This window comes from Micromonospora sp. NPDC057141 (genome assembly GCF_042670805.1).
Lineage (GTDB): Bacteria > Actinomycetota > Actinomycetes > Mycobacteriales > Micromonosporaceae > Micromonospora.
Map to the genome: position 1 here is coordinate 1 of NZ_JBHUVA010000044.1, position 18931 is coordinate 18931.

General features: G+C 69.6%; 19 protein-coding genes. 13 read left to right on the forward strand and 6 right to left on the reverse strand.

What is annotated here, in order from left to right:
* Nucleotides 1-762 precede the first annotated feature (762 nt).
* Nucleotides 763-2991, reverse strand: a complete 2229-nt coding sequence (locus ACFT41_RS20860) for an ATP-binding cassette domain-containing protein (protein ID WP_377586600.1) — start codon at nt 2989-2991, stop codon at nt 763-765.
* A gap of 86 nt (nt 2992-3077) precedes the next feature.
* Nucleotides 3078-3299: a hypothetical protein gene (locus tag ACFT41_RS20865; protein WP_377586602.1), complete on the reverse strand. Its 222-nt coding sequence runs from the start codon at nt 3297-3299 to the stop codon at nt 3078-3080.
* 370 nt (nt 3300-3669) lie between these two features.
* Here ACFT41_RS20865 and ACFT41_RS20870 point away from each other — a divergent pair, with 370 nt between their 5' ends.
* The 9 genes from ACFT41_RS20870 to ACFT41_RS20910 all read left to right on the forward strand — a co-directional run bounded on the left by ACFT41_RS20870 (nt 3670) and on the right by ACFT41_RS20910 (nt 11547).
* Nucleotides 3670-4338 carry a helix-turn-helix domain-containing protein gene (locus tag ACFT41_RS20870; RefSeq protein WP_377586604.1) on the forward strand — a complete coding sequence of 223 codons (669 nt, stop codon included), beginning with the start codon at nt 3670-3672 and terminating at the stop codon, nt 4336-4338.
* Complete coding sequence (locus ACFT41_RS20875; RefSeq protein WP_377586606.1) at nt 4335-5225, forward strand: SRPBCC family protein; 891 nt, start codon at nt 4335-4337, stop codon at nt 5223-5225. The genes ACFT41_RS20870 and ACFT41_RS20875 overlap by 4 nt, the downstream gene beginning before the upstream one ends.
* Before the next feature lie 50 nt (nt 5226-5275).
* Complete coding sequence (locus ACFT41_RS20880) at nt 5276-5827, forward strand: dihydrofolate reductase family protein (protein WP_377613955.1); 552 nt, start codon at nt 5276-5278, stop codon at nt 5825-5827.
* A 42-nt stretch (nt 5828-5869) separates the two neighbouring features.
* Nucleotides 5870-6118, forward strand: coding sequence for a hypothetical protein (locus ACFT41_RS20885; RefSeq protein WP_377586609.1), 249 nt, complete (start codon nt 5870-5872; stop codon nt 6116-6118).
* A 147-nt stretch (nt 6119-6265) separates the two neighbouring features.
* Nucleotides 6266-7423, forward strand: coding sequence for an acyltransferase family protein (locus ACFT41_RS20890; RefSeq protein WP_377613956.1), 1158 nt, complete (start codon nt 6266-6268; stop codon nt 7421-7423).
* Nucleotides 7424-7532: 109 nt separating this feature from the next.
* Nucleotides 7533-8669 (forward strand): pyruvate dehydrogenase (acetyl-transferring) E1 component subunit alpha, encoded by a 1137-nt coding sequence (pdhA, locus tag ACFT41_RS20895; protein WP_377586611.1) that lies wholly within the window; start codon nt 7533-7535, stop codon nt 8667-8669.
* On the forward strand, nt 8669-9649 hold the full coding sequence (locus ACFT41_RS20900; RefSeq protein ID WP_377586613.1) for an alpha-ketoacid dehydrogenase subunit beta: 981 nt from the start codon (nt 8669-8671) through the stop codon (nt 9647-9649). The genes pdhA and ACFT41_RS20900 overlap by 1 nt, the downstream gene beginning before the upstream one ends.
* A 10-nt stretch (nt 9650-9659) precedes the next feature.
* Entirely contained in the window at nt 9660-10892 is a 1233-nt protein-coding gene (locus tag ACFT41_RS20905; RefSeq protein ID WP_377586615.1) for a dihydrolipoamide acetyltransferase family protein, read from the forward strand.
* A 346-nt stretch (nt 10893-11238) separates the two neighbouring features.
* Nucleotides 11239-11547, forward strand: a complete 309-nt coding sequence (locus ACFT41_RS20910) for an SCP2 sterol-binding domain-containing protein (RefSeq protein ID WP_377586676.1) — start codon at nt 11239-11241, stop codon at nt 11545-11547.
* Nucleotides 11548-11611: 64 nt separating this feature from the next.
* Here the strand turns inward: ACFT41_RS20910 and ACFT41_RS20915 are convergent, their stop codons facing one another.
* The 3 genes from ACFT41_RS20915 to ACFT41_RS20925 all read right to left on the reverse strand — a co-directional run bounded on the left by ACFT41_RS20915 (nt 11612) and on the right by ACFT41_RS20925 (nt 14929).
* The gene (locus tag ACFT41_RS20915) at nt 11612-12670 is read right to left on the reverse strand and encodes a carboxymuconolactone decarboxylase family protein (RefSeq protein WP_377613957.1); all 1059 of its coding nucleotides are present in this window, start codon (nt 12668-12670) and stop codon (nt 11612-11614) included.
* 94 nt (nt 12671-12764) lie between these two features.
* A complete protein-coding gene (locus ACFT41_RS20920; RefSeq protein WP_377586619.1) occupies nt 12765-14402 on the reverse strand; it encodes an FAD-dependent oxidoreductase in 1638 nt (545 codons plus the stop codon).
* Nucleotides 14399-14929 (reverse strand): DUF5987 family protein, encoded by a 531-nt coding sequence (locus ACFT41_RS20925; RefSeq protein WP_377586677.1) that lies wholly within the window; start codon nt 14927-14929, stop codon nt 14399-14401. The genes ACFT41_RS20920 and ACFT41_RS20925 overlap by 4 nt, the downstream gene beginning before the upstream one ends.
* Nucleotides 14930-15332: 403 nt before the next feature.
* Here ACFT41_RS20925 and ACFT41_RS20930 point away from each other — a divergent pair, with 403 nt between their 5' ends.
* On the forward strand, nt 15333-16361 hold the full coding sequence (locus ACFT41_RS20930) for a carboxymuconolactone decarboxylase (RefSeq protein ID WP_377586621.1): 1029 nt from the start codon (nt 15333-15335) through the stop codon (nt 16359-16361).
* Between the two features lie 30 nt (nt 16362-16391).
* Nucleotides 16392-16538, forward strand: a complete 147-nt coding sequence (locus ACFT41_RS20935; protein ID WP_377586623.1) for a hypothetical protein — start codon at nt 16392-16394, stop codon at nt 16536-16538.
* Nucleotides 16539-16563: 25 nt separating this feature from the next.
* On the opposite strand, the gene ACFT41_RS20940 is transcribed toward ACFT41_RS20935, so the two are convergent.
* Nucleotides 16564-16782, reverse strand: coding sequence for a hypothetical protein (locus tag ACFT41_RS20940; protein ID WP_377586625.1), 219 nt, complete (start codon nt 16780-16782; stop codon nt 16564-16566).
* A gap of 66 nt (nt 16783-16848) precedes the next feature.
* Here ACFT41_RS20940 and ACFT41_RS20945 point away from each other — a divergent pair, with 66 nt between their 5' ends.
* Entirely contained in the window at nt 16849-17844 is a 996-nt protein-coding gene (locus tag ACFT41_RS20945) for a DUF1702 family protein (RefSeq protein ID WP_377586627.1), read from the forward strand.
* Nucleotides 17845-17955: 111 nt separating this feature from the next.
* Nucleotides 17956-18927 (forward strand): DUF1702 family protein, encoded by a 972-nt coding sequence (locus ACFT41_RS20950; protein WP_377586629.1) that lies wholly within the window; start codon nt 17956-17958, stop codon nt 18925-18927.
* The last annotated feature ends 4 nt before the right edge of the window (nt 18928-18931 follow it).

Consider the following 18931-nt stretch of genomic DNA (forward strand, 5'->3'; position numbering starts at 1 on the left):
TTCACGATCAGCCAACGTCAGCATGTTGCGCACGGCGGGCATCCTGTCCCACCGAACCACCAAGATCAAGTGCTACGACTGACTGAACTCGCCGTTTGGCTTAGCGATCTCCGAAGCGCTTACAGTTGTTGGCTGGGCTGAGGGGACTGTTGACGACGATGAGTCTCTTGCGCGCCTTCGGGGCGAAGTTCAAACCCCGCTAAGGGCTACCGACGCGAACCCCATGCCCGGTCGTGATGGTCAATCCGAGCCGGCTCGGCCCACCGTTTACCCCCGAAAACCCCGGCCCAGGGATGTCGGTCAGTAACAACTGATGACTAGCGCTTGGCCGTGTTTGCGCAGCTCAGTGGCAGCTTGCGACAAGCGGTGACAACTTCGATACGGTTACGTTCCGTAACAAGGGGTCGTCGGTTCGAATCCGGCCGTCCCGACACGAGAAAAGCCCTGACCAGCGGAAACGCTGGTCAGGGCTTTTGCTTTCGTCTATGGAGTTTTGAACCGCCCCCCGAACCTCCCCGATTACCCGGGGCGGCAACTAGGTTTGTCATCCGTGGTCATCGTCGTGCGCCCCTGGGCGTGGGGCGTCCGTTCCGGTCGGCGCCGAGGCGTTCGAGGACTTCGGGGACGTCCGGTGCTTGGACGGACGCCGAAGCGCTGATCGCCGACGCCGCCGCCCGCGAACGCGTCGATCCCGACCAATTGACCGTGCACGCCGACCACGGCGGCCGGCGTGGCCGACCGCCGTGGCATCACCGGGGCGAGTCAGATGTACTGCGCCGTCAACGACTGCTTGTTCTTCTTCAGATCTTTGGGCACGCCGGCGAATACCACCTGGCCGCCCTTCTTGCCGCCCTCGGGACCCATGTCGATGATCCAGTCGGCCTGACGGATGACGTCGAGGTTGTGCTCGATGACGACGACGGTGTTGCCGCCGTCGACCAGGCGGTCGATGATGTCGAGCAGGTGCTTCGTGTCGGAGGCGTGCAAGCCGGTGGTCGGCTCGTCCATCACGTAGATGCTGCCCTTCTTGTGCAGCTGCCCGGCGAGCTTCAGCCGCTGGCACTCACCGCCCGACAGCGTGCTCAGCGGCTGGCCGAGCGTCAGGTAGCCGAGGCCGACATCGTGCATGGCCTGTAGTTTCGTGGTGATCTCCGGGTGCTCGAAGAACTCCAGGGCTTCGGCGATGGTCATGTCCAGCACCTCGGCGATGTTCTTGCCGTTGAGCCTGTAGGCGAGAACCTCCTCCTTGAAGCGCTTGCCTTCGCAGATCTCGCACACCAGCTTGGACTCGTCGAGGATCGACATGTCGATGACGATGTAGCCGTTGCCCTGGCAGTTCTCACAGGCGCCGGTGGAGTTGAAGCTGAACAGCGACGCCTTGGCCTTGGTGGCCGTCGCGTAGAGCTTGCGGATGACGTCCATGACGCCGGTGTAGGTGACCGGGATCGAACGACTGTTCGCGCCGACCGGGCTCTGGTCGATGATGATAGCGTCGGGGTGCTGCCGAATGAACGAGTGGTTGATCAGCGAGCTCTTGCCGGAGCCTGCCACGCCCGTAACGGCCGTGAAGACCCCGGCCGGAATGTCGACGCTGACGTCCTTGAGGTTGTTCTCTCGGGCGTGCTCGATCGGCAGCGCGCCGCTGGCCTTGCGGACCTTCTCTTTCATCGACAGGGCCTTGCCGAGCCACTGGCCGGTGAGGGTGTCGGCTTCGAGCAGCTGTTGGTAGCTGCCCTCGAAGACGATGGTGCCGCCCTGCGAGCCGGCCCGCGGGCCCATGTCGACCACGTAGTCGGCCACCTTGATGATGTCGGGGTCGTGCTCGACGACGATCACCGTGTTGCCGTTGTCCCGCAGTTGCCGGAGCAGGTCGTTGAGCCGGTGCACGTCGCGCGGGTGCAGGCCGACGCTCGGCTCGTCGAAGATGTACATGACGTCGTTCAGCGTGCCGTTGAGGTACTTTACGAGCTTGACGCGCTGCGACTCGCCCCCGGAGAGGGTGTCGGTGGTGCGGTCGAGGCTCAGGTAGTCCAGTCCGATGTCGACCAGATGCTGCAGACGGACGAGCAGCGTGCTGACGATGGGGTTGGCGAGCGGGACGTCGATCTTCTTGAGGGCGTCGATCAGCTCATCGATCTGCATGGACGAGTAGTCGGCGATGTTGTGCTCGCCGATCCTGCTCGACAACGCCTGCTGGCTGAGCCGCGAGCCGTTGCACAGGTCGCAGTGTGTCATCTTCATGAAGGGGAGCACGGCCTTCTGGGCGCGCTCGGACAGCGACTTGACGTCCTTCTTGATGTACCGGCGGTTGAACGTGACGATGAGGCCCTCGAACTTCAGCTCGACACCGCCGCCCAGGTCGACCTTGCGCGCCTCGGCGTAGAGCAGCTCGTCCATCTCGGCGTCGGTGAAGTCGGCCAGCTTCTTGTCGGTGTCGAGTCCCGAGCTCATTACGACCTTCCAGGCCCAACTGTCGATCTTGTAGTCGAGCAGCTGGATGGCCCCCTCGGCGAGCGACTTGCCGTAGTCGAGGGCGGTGTCGCGGTTGAACCCCATCTTCTGGCCGATGCCGTTGCAGTCGGGGCACATGCCCTGCGGGTTGTTGAACGAGAAGAGGTAGCCGTGGCCGAGGTTCGGCTGCCCGGCCTTCGCGAAGAGCAACCGCAGCAAGGGGGCGATGTCGGTGGCCGTCCCGGCGGTCGAGTTCGAGCTGCCGCCCAGCCGCTTCTGGTCGACGACGACTGCCATGTTGAGGTTCTTGATGGCGTCGGCGTCCGGCTGCGTGACCTTCGGCAGGAAGTTGCGCACGAAGGCGCTGAAGGTCTCGTTGAGTAGCCGTCGCGCCTCGGCGGCAACGGTGTCGAAGACCATCGATGACTTGCCCGATCCGGAGACACCGGTGAAGATGGTGATCTGCCGCTTGGGGATGCGGACGCTCACGTCCTTGAGGTTGTTCTCGCGTGCGCCGAGGACCTCGATGAATTCCTGCACGGGTGCCCCATAACGTCGAAGGAGGATGCGAAATGGCGGTGGGCCGGGAAGCTATCCGCTGCCCGCTGTGTCGTCGGGTGTCGTGTTCAGCTCGTGCCAGCCGGGGTAGGGGGCAGCGGCGAGCCTGAACGCGTCGCCGTCGGCATCGCCGTAGGAGCCGCCGCGCCGATGCGCGACCTGGGTGACCAGATCCTGTTCGACGAGTCGCCTGACGGGGGCTCGGCCAGCTGTTGCGGCAGCTCGATGCGCTGCGGCTTGAGCAACGTCTCGGCCTGCTCGAGGCGCTCCAGGTGCAGGAGGTCTCTCATCACAAGGACACCTTGTGCGCCAAAAAATGTTTTGTCAACGCACTCCGGCGTGCCGTGCCGGGTCGTCACCCCTCGTTGTCGATGAGCGTCCCGGCCGGGACGCCTGCGGCGTCGAACGGCGTCAGATCGCCCGCATCGCCGGCGCCTCGTGGCGGCGCCGCAGTCGGGAGATGCCGTCGAGCCAGCCGACCTGGCCCTGGTACGGCGGGTCGTCCAGGTCGTACCCGCAATGGATGAACGTCAGCCTGGTCCGGCGCTGGGGGCCGGCCAGGAGGACGCAAGCGCGAAGGCCGTGTGACCACCATCGTCGCCGACCCGGCCGGATCCGGTCGTTGACAAAATGATTTTTGGCGTACAAGGTGTCCTTGTGATGAGAGACCTCCTGTACCTGGAGCGCCTCGAGCAGGCCGAGACGTTGCTCAAGCCGCAGCGCATCGAGCTGCTGCAACAGCTGGCCGAGCCCCGCTCGTGCACCGAGCTCGCGGCGGCGCTGGGCCAGACCTCCCAGCGCGTCTACTACCACGTCAAGCGACTCGTCGAACAGGATCTGGTCACCCAGGTCGCGGAGCGACGGGTCCATGGCATCAACGAAGGCATCTACCAGGCCACAGCCCGCGCATACTGGATCTCTCCCCGCCTTGTCGGGCGGATCGGCGAGCGGCTGCAACGCGACGAGGCGAGCCTCGGCTACCTCCTCGACCTCATGGAGGAAGTCCAGTCGGACGTCGCCATCCTGCTGGGCCGTGCGGCGCGCCGGGCGGCCGAGCATGTCGAGGCGTCCCAGCGGCCGCGCGGGCGCCGGGCCCGGGCCGCGCCGGAGCCTGACCTGCCGTCACTGGGGGTTTCGGGCGAGATCCGGCTGCGGCCGGAGCAGCGGCCGGAGTTCATGACGGACCTGAGGACCGCGCTGCAGGACCTCTTCACGAAGTACGGCGGCGGCGAGGGTGACGCATTCAGGCTCGCCGTCGCCTGCTACCCCGACCGGCACGAGATGCGGCTTGCGACCGACGGCGAGACCGAGCAGGGACGGCATCGATGAGCACGCTGCGCAAGTGCATCCGCATCCACGCGCCGATCGCGACGGTGCGCGAGGCTCTCACGGACCCGGCGGCGATGCGTGTGTGGCTAGCCGAGGACGTCCGGGTGGACGTGCCTGGCCGGTACGAGTTCTGGGGCCGTTTCACCCCGGACGGTGCCGCGCCGCACCAGCACCTGCTGCACGCGGACGACACGTCGCTGCGCTTCGAGTGGCGGCTCGACGGCATCGCCACCGCCGTCGACATCGGTCTGCGTGGCGGGTCCGGTGGCGGTGAGCCCGATGCGACCCTGCTGACGCTCACCCAGACCGACGTGCCCGGCTGGCCCGAGGTGCTGACGGAGACCGGTGACCGGTGCCTGATGCATACGTACTGGGCGCTGACCCTGGCCAACCTGGCCGACCACCTGGAGGGGCGCGACCCCGTCGGGGGATGCGACTTCACCAGCCCGGAGCTGCGCCGGGACGTCCTGATCGCGGCCGACCGGCACGCGGTGTTCACCTCGTTGACCGAGCCCGAGCACATCGCGAAGTGGTTCGGGGTGAAGGTCGAAGCCGAGCTGCACCCGGGCGGCCGGTGGGCGATGGGTGGCTTCGACGTGGACGCCAACCCCGCCCGCATCATCGATGTGCAACCGGGGCGTTCGATGTCCGTCGACTGGGGCGAGATGGTCGCGTCCTGGGAGGTGGCCGACGTCGGTGACGGCCGCAGCCGGCTGACGTTCTTCCGCAGCCGGTACGACCGGGCACAGCCGCCGTACGACGGCTGGCTGGGCTCGCTCAGTGGTCTGGCCGAACTGCGCCGGTACCACGAAATGCACGACTGGCGTCCCATGTGGGTGGAGGTCCGGATCGACGGCACCCCAGAGGGACTCCTGACCAACAATTAGCACGGCAACCACGACAGGAGAAACAACGCATGCGCAAGCTAGTGGTGGGCGTGGGCGACTACTCGCTCGACGGCGTCATCGGCGAGATGGGCAGCCCCTTCTTCATGTTCGCCCGCTCCATCCCCGACGACGCTGAGCACGCGGCCTGGACGGCCGAGGTGCAGCAGGGCGCCGAGGTGCACATCTTCGGCAAGAACACCTACGAGGGCTTCGCCAGCTGGTTCCCGAACGCGGCCGGCGACCCGACGGCCGACATCCTGAACAAGGGCCGCAAGGTCGTGTTCTCCAAGTCTCTCGAGCGGGCCGACTGGGAGAACACGACGATCGCCCGCGGCGACCTCGTCGAGGAGGTCGAGAAGCTGAAGGCCGAGGGCGGCGGGGACATCGCTGCGTACGGCGGTATCAGCTTCCTGCGGTCCCTGGTCCGCGCCAATCTGGTGGACGAGTACCGGCTGACGGTCTACCCGTACCTGGTCGGCAGCGGCGCCACGCTGTTCGACGTGCCCGAGTCGCGCGCCCTCGAGCTGGTCAGCGCCATCCCCTTCGGTAACGGGGTGGTTGGCCTGACGTACCGCAAGGCGAGCGAAGCGCCGGCTGCCTAGGCCTGACTCGAGTTCCCCCCCGGCCGGGTTGGTGCGGCTCGATTGCGTCGCACCAACCCGGTGAACTACGCCGCCCGCCCGGCACGCGCGCTGCCGTTCCGGGTCGCCGGCGCGCCAGCCGCCGCTGTCATCCGCGGCCTGCCGATCGACATCGGCTCGCGCACCGTTCTCGTCGCCGCCCGCCTGTGCGCCGCCGCGCCCCCGTGGCTGCCGGCCCCGGGGCGGCCGTTCAACCGTGAGCCCGCCATCTTCGTTGTTGCGGACTTCCGCCGACCGGCGGCCGCAGTGTAGCAACGCGAGAGATGTGCACCCGCAGGTCCGGTGTGAACATTCTGCCATGGACACCCTTCACTCATGGACAGCGATCGTTACGGGAGGCGAGGGAGCATGACCGCGCCGCTGAGCAAGGACGGTTCCCGGCTCGCTTCACTGACCGGGATGAGATTCCTAGCCGCCCTGATGGTTTTCGGCAGCCACGCCGCCCTCCTCGGGTACCTCCCGCCCGAGAAGGAGTTCAGCCTCGTCAAGTACAGCTATTCCAGCGGCTGGATCGGGGTCGTGTTCTTCTTCGTGCTGAGCGGGTTCGTGCTGACCTGGTCGGTGCGGGAGGGAGAGCCGAAGCGCCTGTTCTGGCGGCGCCGACTGGTCAAGATTTATCCGAACTACCTGGTGGCGTGGGTGGCCGCCATCGCGCTGTCCTGGTGGGCGTTCAAGCTGTTCGACTTTCCGAACCTGGTCCCGGGAACGTTCATGGTGCAGTCCTGGTACCCGAACATCGGGGTCATCGTCTCCACCAACACGGTCGCCTGGTCCATGAGCTGCGAGCTGTTCTTCTATCTCATGTTTCCGCTGCTGTACCGGCTGATCAAGCGCATTCCGGACGAGGGGCTCTGGTGGGCGGCCGGCTCCGTGACGGCGGTCATCGCGGTTGTGCTCCCCGCGATCGCCAGGCTGCTGCCCATGGCCGACGCCGACATGCTGCCCATGCTGAACATGTCTATCCAGCAGGAGTGGTTCATCCAGTGGTTCCCGCTGGCCCGGTGTCTGGAGTTCGTGCTCGGCATGCTGATGGCCCGCATCGTGATCCAGAAGCGGTGGATCGGTCTGCGGATCCTGCCGGCGCTGGCGATCGTCGCGGTCGGCGTGGTGCTCCAGGTCCTGATGTTCCCCAGCTTCTACAGCTTCGCCGCGACGATCGTGCTGCCGATCGCCCTGCTGATCGCCGCGGCGGCCGTTGCCGACTCGACTGGACGCCGCTCGTCGTTCCGGGTCAAGCCGCTGGTGTGGCTCGGCACGATCTCCTACGCGTTCTTCCTCGTCCACTTCCTGGTCCTGCTGTACGGACACATCCCGCTCGGCATCGGCAAGACCTGGCCCGTGCCCACCGCCCTCGGCATCCTCGCAGGCGTCCTGGCGGCGACGATCGTGGTCGCCTGGCTGGTGACGCGGCTGGTCGAGGAGCCGATGATGCGGCGCTGGGCCCGGCCGCGGCGCAAGCCGTCCGCCCCGGCCGAACCGGTGTCCGCCACGCCCGTCACCCCCGAGCCGACACCCGCCGTGGCCGCGAGTCAGCCACTGGAGCGGCACGAGTCGTGACGACCCGCCCGCCCGCATGAGGGCGGAGCCCGATCGGCGGTCGGGCTCCGCCCACTGCGCGGCAGGGCCGTCCGCACCGCCGACGCCAGACACGACAGGGAGACATGGGATGACGCATGGCGAAGCGACGGCCGCGACCTCCGCCCCGCGGGCGGCCGGACCGGATCCGGTGTTCGTGCAGCTGCTCACGCCGGAGGGGGACCGGGTCGAGCACCCGGACTACTCCGTCGACTTCACCGACGACGAGTACCGCTCGCTGTACCGTGACCTCGTCGTGGTCCGCCGGCTCGACGCCGAGGCGACGGCGTTGCAGCGGCAGGGTGAGATCGGGCTGTGGCCGAGCCTGTTGGGGCAGGAGGCGGCGCAGGTCGGTTCGGCCCGGGCGCTGCGGCCGCGGGACATGGCGTTTCCGACGTACCGTGAACACGGCGTCCTGTACTGCCGCGGCGTCGACCCAATCATGCCGCTGAGCCTGTTTCGCGGGGTCGACCAGGGCGCTCTGGATCCGCATGAGTGCGGCTTCGCCGCCTACGCGATCGTGGTCGGCGCGCACGCGTTGCACGCGACCGGCTACGCCATGGGCGTCGTCAAGGACGGCACGGTCGGCACCGACGACGGCGAGGCCGTGATCGCGTACTTCGGCGACGGGGCGACCAGCCAGGGCGACGTCAATGAGGCGTTCATCTGGGCCTCGGTCTTCAACGCGCCGCTGGTGTTCTTCTGCCAGAACAACCAGTACGCGATCTCCGAGCCGCTGGAGCGGCAGACCCGCGTCCCGCTGTACCAACGCGCGTCCGGCTTCGGCTTTCCCGGCCTGCGCGTGGACGGCAACGACGTGCTGGCCTGCTACGCGGTCACCCGCAAGGCCCTCAACGACGCGCGGCACGGGCAGGGCCCGTCGCTGATCGAGGCGTACACCTACCGCATGGGCGCGCACACCACGTCGGACGACCCGTCGCGGTACCGCATCGCCAGCGAGGTGGAGACCTGGCAGGCCAAGGACCCGATCAAGCGGCTGCGCGCGTACCTGACCAAGCAGGGCCTGGCGAAGGACGAGCACTTCGACGCGATCGACGAGGAGGCTCGGGTCGCCGCAGTCGAGCTGCGCCAGCGCGTGCTCGACATGCCCGATCCCGACCCGATGACGATCTTCGACCACGTCTACCCGCACGGCTCGCCGGAGCTGGCGCAGCAGAAGGAGTGGTTCGCGAACTACCTGGCATCCTTCGAGGGGAGCGGGCACTGATGGCGGCGGACAACCTCACGCTCGGCAAGGCCCTCAACATCGGCCTGCGCCGCGCGATGGAGCGCGACCCCAAGGTGCTCGTCATGGGTGAGGACGTGGGCAAGCTCGGGGGCGTCTTCCGGATCACCGACGGCCTGCAAAAGGACTTCGGCGACGAGCGAGTCATCGACACCCCGCTGGCCGAGTCCGGCATCATCGGCACCGCGGTCGGCCTGGCCATCCGCGGCTACCGGCCGGTCTGCGAGATCCAGTTCGACGGTTTCGTCTACCCGGCCTATGACCAGATCGTGTCGCAGGTGGCGAAGATGCACTTCCGCTCGCGGGGCAAGGTGAGCCTGCCGATCGTCATCCGGATCCCCTTCGGCGGCGGCATTGGCGCGGTCGAGCACCATTCCGAGTCTCCCGAGGCGTACTTCGCGCACACCGCCGGCCTGAAGGTTGTCTCGTGCGCCAACCCGGACGACGCGTACTGGATGATCCAGCAGTCGATCGAGTCCGACGACCCGATCATCTTCCTGGAGCCCAAGCGCCGCTACTGGGAGAAGGGGCAGGTCAACGTCGACGGCGTGAGCCTGCCGCTGCACGCCTCGCGGGTCGCCCGCCCTGGCACCGATGCCACGGTGGTCACCTACGGCCCGATGGTCCGCATCGCGCTCGACGCCGCCACCGCGGCCGCCGAGGACGGCCGCGACATCGAGGTCATCGACCTGCGCACGCTCTCGCCGCTGGACATGCGCCCGGTGTACGAGTCCGTCCACCGGACCGGCCGCGCCGTCGTCGTGCACGAGGCCCCCGGAAACCTGGGCCTCGGCGCCGAGGTTGCCGCCCGGATCACCGAGGAGTGCTTCTACTTCCTCGATGCGCCGGTCCTGCGCGTCACCGGGTTCGACACGCCGTACCCGGCCGCCCGCGTGGAGGAGGAGTACCTGCCCGACCTGGACCGGGTGCTCGACGCCGTCGACCGCTCGTTCGGGTTCTAGGGGGCCGCGCATGAGCAGGATAAGGGAGTTCAACCTGCCCGACCTGGGCGAGGGCCTCACCGAGGGCGAGATCCTCAAGTGGCTCGTCGCCGAGGGCGAGACCATCACGCTCAACCAGCCGATCGTCGAGGTCGAGACAGCGAAGGCGGCGGTCGAGATCCCGGCGAAGTGGGCCGGCCAGGTGACTAGGATCTTCCACCCGGAAGGCACCACGGTCGAGGTCGGCAGTCCGATCATCGCCATCGACACACACCCCTCCGCCGCTCGCACAGCGGTGCTCGTGGGCTACGGCCCGAGGACGACCACGGCCAAGCGCCGTCCAAGGTCAGCTGCAACTGCGGCGGTTGTACGCGACGAGCCCGCACCCGTAACTGGAGGCCCTGTGCTGGCCAAGCCTCCGGTACGCAAGCTCGCTCGGGATCTCGGCGTGGACCTCGCCGGCATCCGGGGCACCGGGCCCGACGGCTCGATCACCCGGGACGACGTCGCCGGGGCGCGGCCCGCTCCGGCCGCGGTCCAGGCGTCCCGCATCGTCCTCACCGGCGAGCGTGTGGAGCGCGTCCCGGTCAAGGGCGTGCGGAAGCTGACCGCCGAGAACATGGTGGCCAGCGCGTTCACCGCACCCCACGTGACCCAGTTCGTCACGGTCGATGTGACCCGCTCGATGAAGGCCCTGGAGAAGCTCAAGGCCCACCGCGACTGGCGGGACGTGCACGTCTCCCCGCTGCTGCTGGTGGCCAAGGCGGTACTGCTGGCGATCCGGCGGTACCCGATGGTCAACTCGACCTGGGCCGGCGACGAGATCGTCGTCAAGCACCACGTCAACCTGGGCATCGCCGCCGCCACCCAGCGGGGCCTCATCGTCCCCAACATCAAGGATGCCGGTGCGTGTACGGTGCGGGAGCTCGCCGACGCGCTCGACACACTGGTCGCCACCGCCCGCGACGGCAGGACACCGCCGGCCGATCTGACCGGCGGCACCTTCACCATCACGAACGTCGGCGTCTTCGGCGTCGACACCGGCACCCCGATCCTCCCGCCGGGCGAGTCGGCCATCCTGGTCCTCGGCGCCATCCGCGAGCAGCCCTGGGTCCACCGCGGCAAGGTGAAGAGCCGGCGGGTGAGCACCCTCGGCGTGTCGTTCGACCACCGCGTCGTCGACGGCGAGCTGGGCTCCAGGTTCCTGCGCGACGTCGGCGCCTTCCTGGAAGACCCGGAGCTTGCCCTGCTCGCCTGGGGTTGATGCCGCCACCCGTGACGCCCGCGAACCGCCCGGCCCGACCGGCCGGGCGGTCCGGCCGTGCCATGAATGCGCAGGTCAGGATGCGCACGGGCAAAGACGATGGCGGTGTCCGGCGTTGCCTAGGGTGCTGACATGGCCGCCTCGCATCGTACGGATGCGGCGGGAGGGCTGGCCCCGCCCCGGTAGCGGCGAAGAGGGGATTGCCATGTCAGTGCACGATGTCAACCCGGCGACGCTCGAGCCGCGAGCGTTCGCCCAACTGGTGAAGCGCAGCTCGGCCGACGACCTGCGCCGGCTGATCACCGGCGAGCAGCGCGATGAGGTGCTGGCCACGATCTTCGACCGGATGCCCGGCGTGTTCCGGGCCGACCGGGCGGGAACGACGGCGGCGGTGCTGCACTGGAAGGTCGGCGACCGGCCCGGCGGCGGAGCCGACACCTACGAGCTTGTCATCGCCGATCGCACCTGCACGCTGTCGGCCGCGCCGGACCGGCCGCCGACACTCGAGCTGAGCATCGGCGGTGTGGACTTCCTGAAGATGGTGACGGGCAACGCCAACCCCGTCGCGCTGTTCGTGCTCGGCAAGCTGAAGGCGAGGGGCGACATTGGGCTGACCGCCCGGGTACCGAACCTGTTCGACGTGCCCAAGGCATGATGTCGCAGACGACGAAGGCCGTCGGACGCCGAGCGTCCGACGGCCCCGTCGCGTAGCGCGCCGGTCAAGTGTTCGGTGCGCGCGGGGGCAGCCGGGCACCGATGGAGCGGGCGGCGGTCAGGGCCGCCCACGACACCACGGTGACCAGCGAGGCGTCGTGCGGGTGGTGGCGCTTGAAGCCGGCGATGACCGCGGGGCCGACCTGGTACGCCGATAGCGCCGTCAGCATCGCGAGCCGACCGGTCGGCAGCTCGTCGTCCGGCACGCCGGTCAGCGCGCTGTCCACCCAGGACGCCGACGGGCCGGGCGGGGTGCCGTCCCAGGCGGCGAGCCGCGCCCGCACCCGGTCCTGGATGCGTTCGGGGACGACCGGTGCCGCCGCCGCCGCGATCGCCGAACCGGCCCGGGCGAGCGCCTGCGCGATGCGGGTGGTTCCGGCCCACGCCAGGTCCGGTGGGACGGTGACCGGCGGCAGCAGGTCCAGTGCGGCACCGGCGACAACGGGGCGATAGGCGAGGGAGCTCATGACGCGTCCGGCCATCCACTTCGCGCCGCGCCGCGCCCGGCCGGTCAGCGGCGGCAGCGGCGAGGGTTGCAGGAAGACGCTGACCATCCGGTTGATGTAGTGGAAGACCACCGCGACGCCACCGAGGTCCGGCAGCTGCGCCGCGGGGAACGGCACCGCGGCGTCCAGCACCGGGCGGCGGGCCCATCGCACGACGGCTCGCAGCCCGGGGTCGGTGACGTCGTCGAGGCGGTCGGCGGCGATCGCGGCCGAGTCGGGCCGGTTGTCGAGGCCGGACAGGGTGGCGCCGTGGACGTCGACGCAGTAGGGGCAGGCGTTGGCCGCCGAGACGGCGGTGGCGACCGCCTCCTTCGTCGCGCGGGGTGCGGTCGCGGTCACCAGCAGACTCTCGTGCAGCATGACCCAGGCGGCGGCGAGCACGGCCGGGGCCGGCGAGTGCAGCGCGATCGGCGGGGCGAGCATGCCGAAGTCCCGCTCGACCTGGCGGTACACCTCACGGACCAGCCCGGTCGCGGCCGACGGGTCGACGGGGGTCACATGTTCGACGTGGGCCAGCGCGGCGCGGCGGGCCACGCGGGTTGTGAGCAGCGCGGTCAAGGAAGCCTCGCAGAGGTGACGGGAGCCCGCCGGAAGGGTTCTGGCGGGCTCCGATTGCCGACAGGCTGACAGAGTGAGGCGGGCTGAGGGGGTCTCAGGAACGGTCGAGCACCGGCCGCCGGGCGGCCGACAGGCCCGTCGGCGACGGCGCTCCGTAGGTGACGGCGACGCCGCGCTCCTGCAACGCCCGCACGATGCCCGGCACGGCGCGTTCGGCGAGCGCGGAGATGGTCAGTGCGGGATTGACGGTCAGGGCGCCCGGCACGGCCGAGCCGTCGGTGACGAAGATGCCGGGGTGGCCGCGCAGCTCATGCCGCGCGTCGAGGGCGGAGGTGGCCGGGTCGTCGCCGATGCGGCAGGAGGCGAGCGGGTGGACCGTGTAGGCGCCGACGAGGTCATTGGTCCACGGTGTCACCGTCGCCAGCCCGTCACGTTCCAGGATGTCCTTGACGTCGGCGTCGGAGAGGTTCCAGCCCCGCCAGGTGTTCTTCGTCGGCTTGTAGGACAGCGGGCCGTGACCGAGCATCTGCTGCGACATCCGGTGCGCGTTGCCGGTCTCAGGTGGCGGGCCGAACACGCCCTCGTTGTCGTCCTCCGACATCGTGAAGATGGTCAGCCACGACTTCCAGGTGCGCAGCATCTCCTTCTTCTCCACGCCGAACCAGCTGCTCGCGCTCGGATCCTTGACCTGCGTCAGGATCGTGCCGAGGCCGGGTGGGAAGTACAGCTGCTCCAGCGAGTACCGTTCGAATTCCGGCAGGTCGCCGTCGAGCTTGTCCCAGCTGGCGATGGTGGGGCCACGGCCGATCTGATACGCCTCGTAGGGCACGCCGTCGCCGCGGTCCAGGCCGAGGACGTCGCGGATGCGTTCCTCGGAGAAGACCGCGGTGTTGAGCCGCTCGCCGTTGCCGGAGAAGTAGCGGCCTACCGCATACGGCATGGTGCCGAGGTCCGCCTCGGAGCGCTGCAGGATGACCGGGGTGGCGCCGGCGCCGGCGGCGACGATCACGATCTTCGCGTCGATGACACCTTCGCCGTGCAGGATACGGTAGTCCTCGTCGTCGACGATGCGGTAGTGCACCCGGTAGGAGCGGTCCGGGTGGCGGGTGATGCGCTGCACCTCGTGCAGCGGCCGGATCTGCGCGCCGTGCGTGAGCGCCCCGGGCAGGTAGTTGAGCAGGAGTGAGCGTTTGGCGTCGAACCGGCAGCCGGCCATCATCCAGTTGCAGTTGGTGCACATGCCGACGTCGACGGCGGACGGCGACGGGTTGGCGGTGCGGCCGGCGTGCGCGCACGCGGCGGCGAAGAGACCGCCTGCGTAGGGCACCTGGTCCCATCGCTGCTGGGTGATCGGCAGCGCCTCGGACACCACGTCGTACCAGGGGTCGAGGGTGTCGCGGGTGATCTCGGCCGGCCACATCCGGCGGCCGATGCTGCCCCGCCGCTCGAAGACGAAGCGCGGCGCCCGGGGCATCGTGGCGAAGTACACGACGCTGCCCCCGCCGACGCAGTTGCCGCCGAGCACGCTCATGCCGTCGCCGACGACGAAGTCGAACGCCCGGGTGTAGGACGATCCCAGCTTGAAGTCGTGGTCGAACTCGTCGGTCTCCAGCCAGGGCCCGCGTTCGAGAATGACCACCTTGGCGCCGCCTGCGGCGAGGTGGTACGCGGTGATCGCGCCGCCGAAGCCGCTGCCGATCACCAGAACGTCGGTCGATTCCGCGTGCGTCATGCCGGGCTCCCGGTCGGGGTCGTGTTCGGGTGGATGGGGGCGAGCTGACGGCCGTACGAGAACCGCGGGAAACGCCACAGGCCGTCGGCGTCGGGCGCCGCGTAGCCGATCGCGAGCAGGCCCGGATGGCCGGTGGCGAGCGCGTCGGCGGTGTTCAGGTGCGCCGCGCTGTCGTAGGCCATGTTGCTGAACAGCGCGAGACCGATCCAGAGCTGCTTCTCCGGGTGCTCGGGGTCGGTGAGCCGGCGCACGAGCGCGGTACGGTGCGCGAAGTCCAAGGCGACGAACGGGGGGACGTCGTCGGCGAGGACCAGGTCGTGTTCGGCGGCGTACTCGCTGGCGTGCATGTTGAGCAGGAACGCCATCGTCTCGAGCTGGTGGGCGAGCCCACCGGCCGACCAGGCCAGCAGTTCCAGCGCGCCGGCGGCGACCGCGCCGCTGCCGGGGGCCGCGCCGAGGCAGACCCGGTCCCCGTCGAAGCGGCGTTCGCCGGGAATGATGGTGTCCGCGTACGCCTCGATCACCATTGCCTGGTCGGGTTCGATGTCCGCATTGGAGGTGAATGCGGGAAAGGTATCGGATTGCACGGCGGCTCCTGACGAGAAATGCGGAACAAAGCCCACGCGCATCGTCTCCGCCGCGGTTTCTGCAATGCACCTTCGGCCGTGCTGACCACCGAGTTCTTTGATCGTGCGGTGATCCGCGAATATCGACGTCAGGTATTCCTGCCGTACCGCGCGGGCCGATAACGTGGCGCGCAGTGTGGTGGTTGTCAGCACCTGCCACCGTCGAGAATGACGGGAGAAAGTCGTGGTCGTCGGCCGGGTGGCTTCCTCGGTGGCGCAACGCCAGGTCAAGTACGTGAGCGTCGTGCCATGGTCCAGTGCATCGGGTCTAGTTGCCGAAATCTATGCGCAGATTGCCGATGAGATGCGGCTGGTGGTGCCGCCGGCGCAATTGCATTCGCCGTCGCCGGACCTGCTGGCCGCGTATTGGATGCTCACTCGCGAGCCGCTGGTGGCACCCGCGGTGCCGCGCGCCGAGAAGGAGGCAATCGCCGCCGCCGTCGCGGTGGCCAACATCTGTCCCTGCTGTGTGGAGGTACACACCGTCGGCATGTACGACCTGAGCGGTGAGCACGACGCGGAGGCGGTCGCGGGTGACCGGGTGGAGGCGATGGCCGACCCGGCGCTGCGGGCGCTGACCGCCTGGGCCCGTACCGCCCACCAGCTCGACGACGCGGCACCGGAGCCGGCCGGGCTCAGCGCGGCCGAACGGGCCGAGCTGATCGGTGTGGCGGTGGCGTTCCACTACGTCAGTCGCGTGGTGAACGTGTTCCTGTCCAGCTATTTCCTGCCGCCGGGTCTCGGTCCCAGAGCCCGGCGGCGGATGAAGCAGGGGATCGGCCGGCTCCTGCGCCCCACCCTGCGCACACCCCGGCCGGGCGGCCGGTCCGTCGGGCTGCTTGCGCCGGCCCCGCCGCCGGAGGGTGTGACCTGGGCCGCCGGCAACGACGACGTCGCCGCCGCGGTCGCCCGGTCCTACCGGACGTTCGAGCTCGCCGGTGCGCGGTCCCTGCCGGACGCGGTCCGCCGGGTGGTCCTGGACCGGCTGGCGGCATGGCGGGGCGAGGACACCGGCCTCAGCACGGCCTGGTGCGAGGACTTGATCGCGGACCTGCCGGCGCACGAGCGGCCCGCGGGCCGGCTGGCGTTGCTGACGGCGATGTCGTCGCATCAGGTCGACGAGGAGGTCGTCGCGGAGTTCCGCCGGTTCGACCCGTCCGACGCCGGGCTTGTGGACGCGGTTGCCTGGTCGGCGTTCACTGCGTCTCGGCTGATCGGCAACCGATTGGCGGCGGCGCGGACGGACGCACCGCCGGTGGTGAGCAACTTCGGAGACCTGGAGGATGCCGGATGGCGCAACTCGGGGCGGCACGACCGCGGCAGGGCGGCCTGAACGGGCCGGAGCCACCCCGTCGGGCTGAACGTGCTCCAGCTCGTCTTCCCGCGGGTGGAGCGGCACCTGTTCTACGACACGATCGTCTTCCTGCCGATGGTGGTCGCGGTCATCCTGCACCTGGGGCCGACCCAGGCGGAGGCCGACGCGGTCCCTGCACCCGCGCGCGGCCGCTGACCGGCGACGGCCCGTACCTCGTCGCTTACCACGTGCGGCTGGCCGGCGGCGCGGAGGTGTCGGCCGTGACCCGGTTCGGCGTCGACGTCCCGGTGGCACCGATCGCCGGTGACCCGGCCGCCGTGGCGGTGCCGGGCACCAGCACGTCTGCGCCGACCCGATGACCGTCGCACTGCTCGGGGTCGACGCGGCGCTGCCGTTGGCGCTCGCCCACGCGCTGCTGCGGCGCCTGGGACGACGACACCGACGCTCCTGAGGCCGGAGGCGCCCGCCTCCGGCCTGGATCACCCAAGGTTGAGGAGGCAAGGCAATGCCGACCACGCTCGGCTCTCTGCGCCGTCTGGTGCTGACGCCGTCGTTCAAGGACGTCTCATTTGCACACCGGGGCTTCCCGGCCGTGCCGACCGACGCGACCCGCCGGCTCGAGGCCATCCCGCAGGCGGTGCTTGTCGGCTTCGAATGGGGCATCGACACCCGCACGGAGGCGGAGCTCGTCCGGCGGCTGGAGCTGGTGGAGCCGGAGATGCGCGGCTTCGCCTACGAGGGCGCCACGATGGCCGTCACGGTGCTCGACGCGATGGCCGGCGGCCGTGGCCGCCGCGCGCAGCGCCTGCTGTCCGGCGCCGCCGTGCCCCACACGTTCTTGACCTACATCGGAATCGGGTTCGCCATGGCCCGGCTGCCCCGGCCGCTGTGGAAGAAGATCCTGCCCGATCTCACTGGCACGCCGTACTACCCCACGATGAGCTGGCTCGCCGTGGACGGCTACGGCTTCGACCGTGCCTACTTCGAGACCGAGCGTTGGGTGACCCGCCAGGAACGGCTGGCCCCGTACCCCTGGCAGGGCCGCGCCGACTATTTCCAGCGCGCCTGCGACCAGGGTGTCGGCCGAGCGCTGTGGTTCATCCACGGCGGGCAGGTGCCCGACGTCGTCGCCGCCGTCCGGCGCTTCGCCGCGGACCGGCAGGCCGACCTGTGGAGCGGGGTGGGGCTGGCGGCCACGTTCGCCGGCGGCAGCGACGCCTCCGGCTTCGCGGCGCTGCGCGACGGCGCGGGGGAGCACTGGACCCACGTCGCGCAGGGCTCCGTCTTCGCGGCCAAGGCGCGGGTCTTCTCCGGCTTCGAGCCTGGGCACACCGCGGTCGCGGTCATCACCCTGACGGACCTGACGGTCGCGCAGGCGGCGGCCCTCGCCGACGAGGTGGCCGTCACCGACGCCGACGTGCCCGCCGGCGACCTCGACTATGAGGTGTGGCGCTCGAAGATCCGCGACGCCGTCGGCGCCCGGGCCGGGTCCCCGCGGTAGCGAGCGGCACTCACCAGGAACCGATCCGACTTCGGGGACCGCAAGCGCGGAGACGCTCGGGCGGGCGCTGCTCATCAACAATTTGTCGAATCTGTCTGACTGGGGGACCGAATGACGATGCTCCAATCCCTTCGACGACGCATCCTGACGCCCGACGTCAAGCAGACCAGGATGGACGTGCGCGGCTTCCATGTGAAGAGCCCCGAGGCGCGCGACCGGCTGGAGGCGGTCGGACGGTACTTCCTGACCGGGTACGCCATCGCCGCCGAGGCCGTCCACCCTGCGGACGCCGACGAGCGGCTCGACGGCGTCCCGCACGCCTACCGCGGCTTCGCCTACGAGGGCGCCTCCATGGCGTTCGCGGTTCGTGACGGGCTGCCCGTCGGCGGTTCCCGCCACGTCGAGGACTTCCTCGCCGGCCCGGCCGACGCCCACCCCTACATGGCGTACGTGGGCGTCGGCTGGGCCATGGCGCGGATACCGCGGTTCCGCTGGCCGAAGCTGCACGCGCCGGACCCGCTGCTGCGGTGGCTGGTGCTGGACGGCTACGGATTCCATCAGGCGTACTTCAAGACCCGGCAGTACGTCGAGCAGCGCTACCAGGCCGAGACGTTCCCGTGGCCGGTGGACGGTCCGGCCTGGTACACCAACCGCGTCATCGACCAGGGCGTCGGGCGTGCCACCTGGTTCGTGTGCGGCACCGACCCCCGACGCGTCGTGGCGACCTTCGAGCGTTTCGACGAGCGTCGTCGCGGCGACCTGTACGCCGGGGCCGGCCTGGCCGCCACGTACGCCGGCGGCAGCGACGAGGCGGAGCTGGCCTGGTTCAAGGAGGCCGCCGGCGCCTACGCCGGCGACGTCGCGCAGGGCTCGGCGTTCGCCGCCGCCGCCCGCGTCCGGGCCGGTCTCGTCGTGGCGCACAACGAGATCGCGACCGGGGTGCTCTGCGGGCAGACCCCGGACGCGGCGGCCAAGGTGACCGACGAGGCGCTCGTCGGGCTGCCGTTTGACGACGAGCTTCCCGCATACGAGATCTGGCGGCTCCGCATCAAGGCGGCGCTCACAGCGGGCTTGGAGAGGTGACCTG

Bases quoted from the DNA above. Each gene is read 5' to 3' on its own strand.
- ACFT41_RS20865 (WP_377586602.1), bottom strand. From the start codon at position 3,299: ATGAGAGACCTCCTGCACCTGGAGCGCCTCGAGCAGGCCGAGACGTTG.
- ACFT41_RS20870 (WP_377586604.1), top strand. From the start codon at position 3,670: ATGAGAGACCTCCTGTACCTGGAGCGCCTCGAGCAGGCCGAGACGTTG.
- ACFT41_RS20875 (WP_377586606.1), top strand. From the start codon at position 4,335: ATGAGCACGCTGCGCAAGTGCATCCGCATCCACGCGCCGATCGCGACG.
- ACFT41_RS20890 (WP_377613956.1), top strand. From the start codon at position 6,266: ATGAGATTCCTAGCCGCCCTGATGGTTTTCGGCAGCCACGCCGCCCTC.
- pdhA (WP_377586611.1), top strand. From the start codon at position 7,533: ATGACGCATGGCGAAGCGACGGCCGCGACCTCCGCCCCGCGGGCGGCC.
- ACFT41_RS20900 (WP_377586613.1), top strand. From the start codon at position 8,669: ATGGCGGCGGACAACCTCACGCTCGGCAAGGCCCTCAACATCGGCCTG.
- ACFT41_RS20905 (WP_377586615.1), top strand. From the start codon at position 9,660: ATGAGCAGGATAAGGGAGTTCAACCTGCCCGACCTGGGCGAGGGCCTC.
- ACFT41_RS20910 (WP_377586676.1), top strand. From the start codon at position 11,239: ATGCCCGGCGTGTTCCGGGCCGACCGGGCGGGAACGACGGCGGCGGTG.
- ACFT41_RS20920 (WP_377586619.1), bottom strand. From the start codon at position 14,402: ATGACGCACGCGGAATCGACCGACGTTCTGGTGATCGGCAGCGGCTTC.
- ACFT41_RS20925 (WP_377586677.1), bottom strand. From the start codon at position 14,929: ATGGTGATCGAGGCGTACGCGGACACCATCATTCCCGGCGAACGCCGC.
- ACFT41_RS20930 (WP_377586621.1), top strand. From the start codon at position 15,333: ATGCGGCTGGTGGTGCCGCCGGCGCAATTGCATTCGCCGTCGCCGGAC.
- ACFT41_RS20945 (WP_377586627.1), top strand. From the start codon at position 16,849: ATGCCGACCACGCTCGGCTCTCTGCGCCGTCTGGTGCTGACGCCGTCG.
- ACFT41_RS20950 (WP_377586629.1), top strand. From the start codon at position 17,956: ATGACGATGCTCCAATCCCTTCGACGACGCATCCTGACGCCCGACGTC.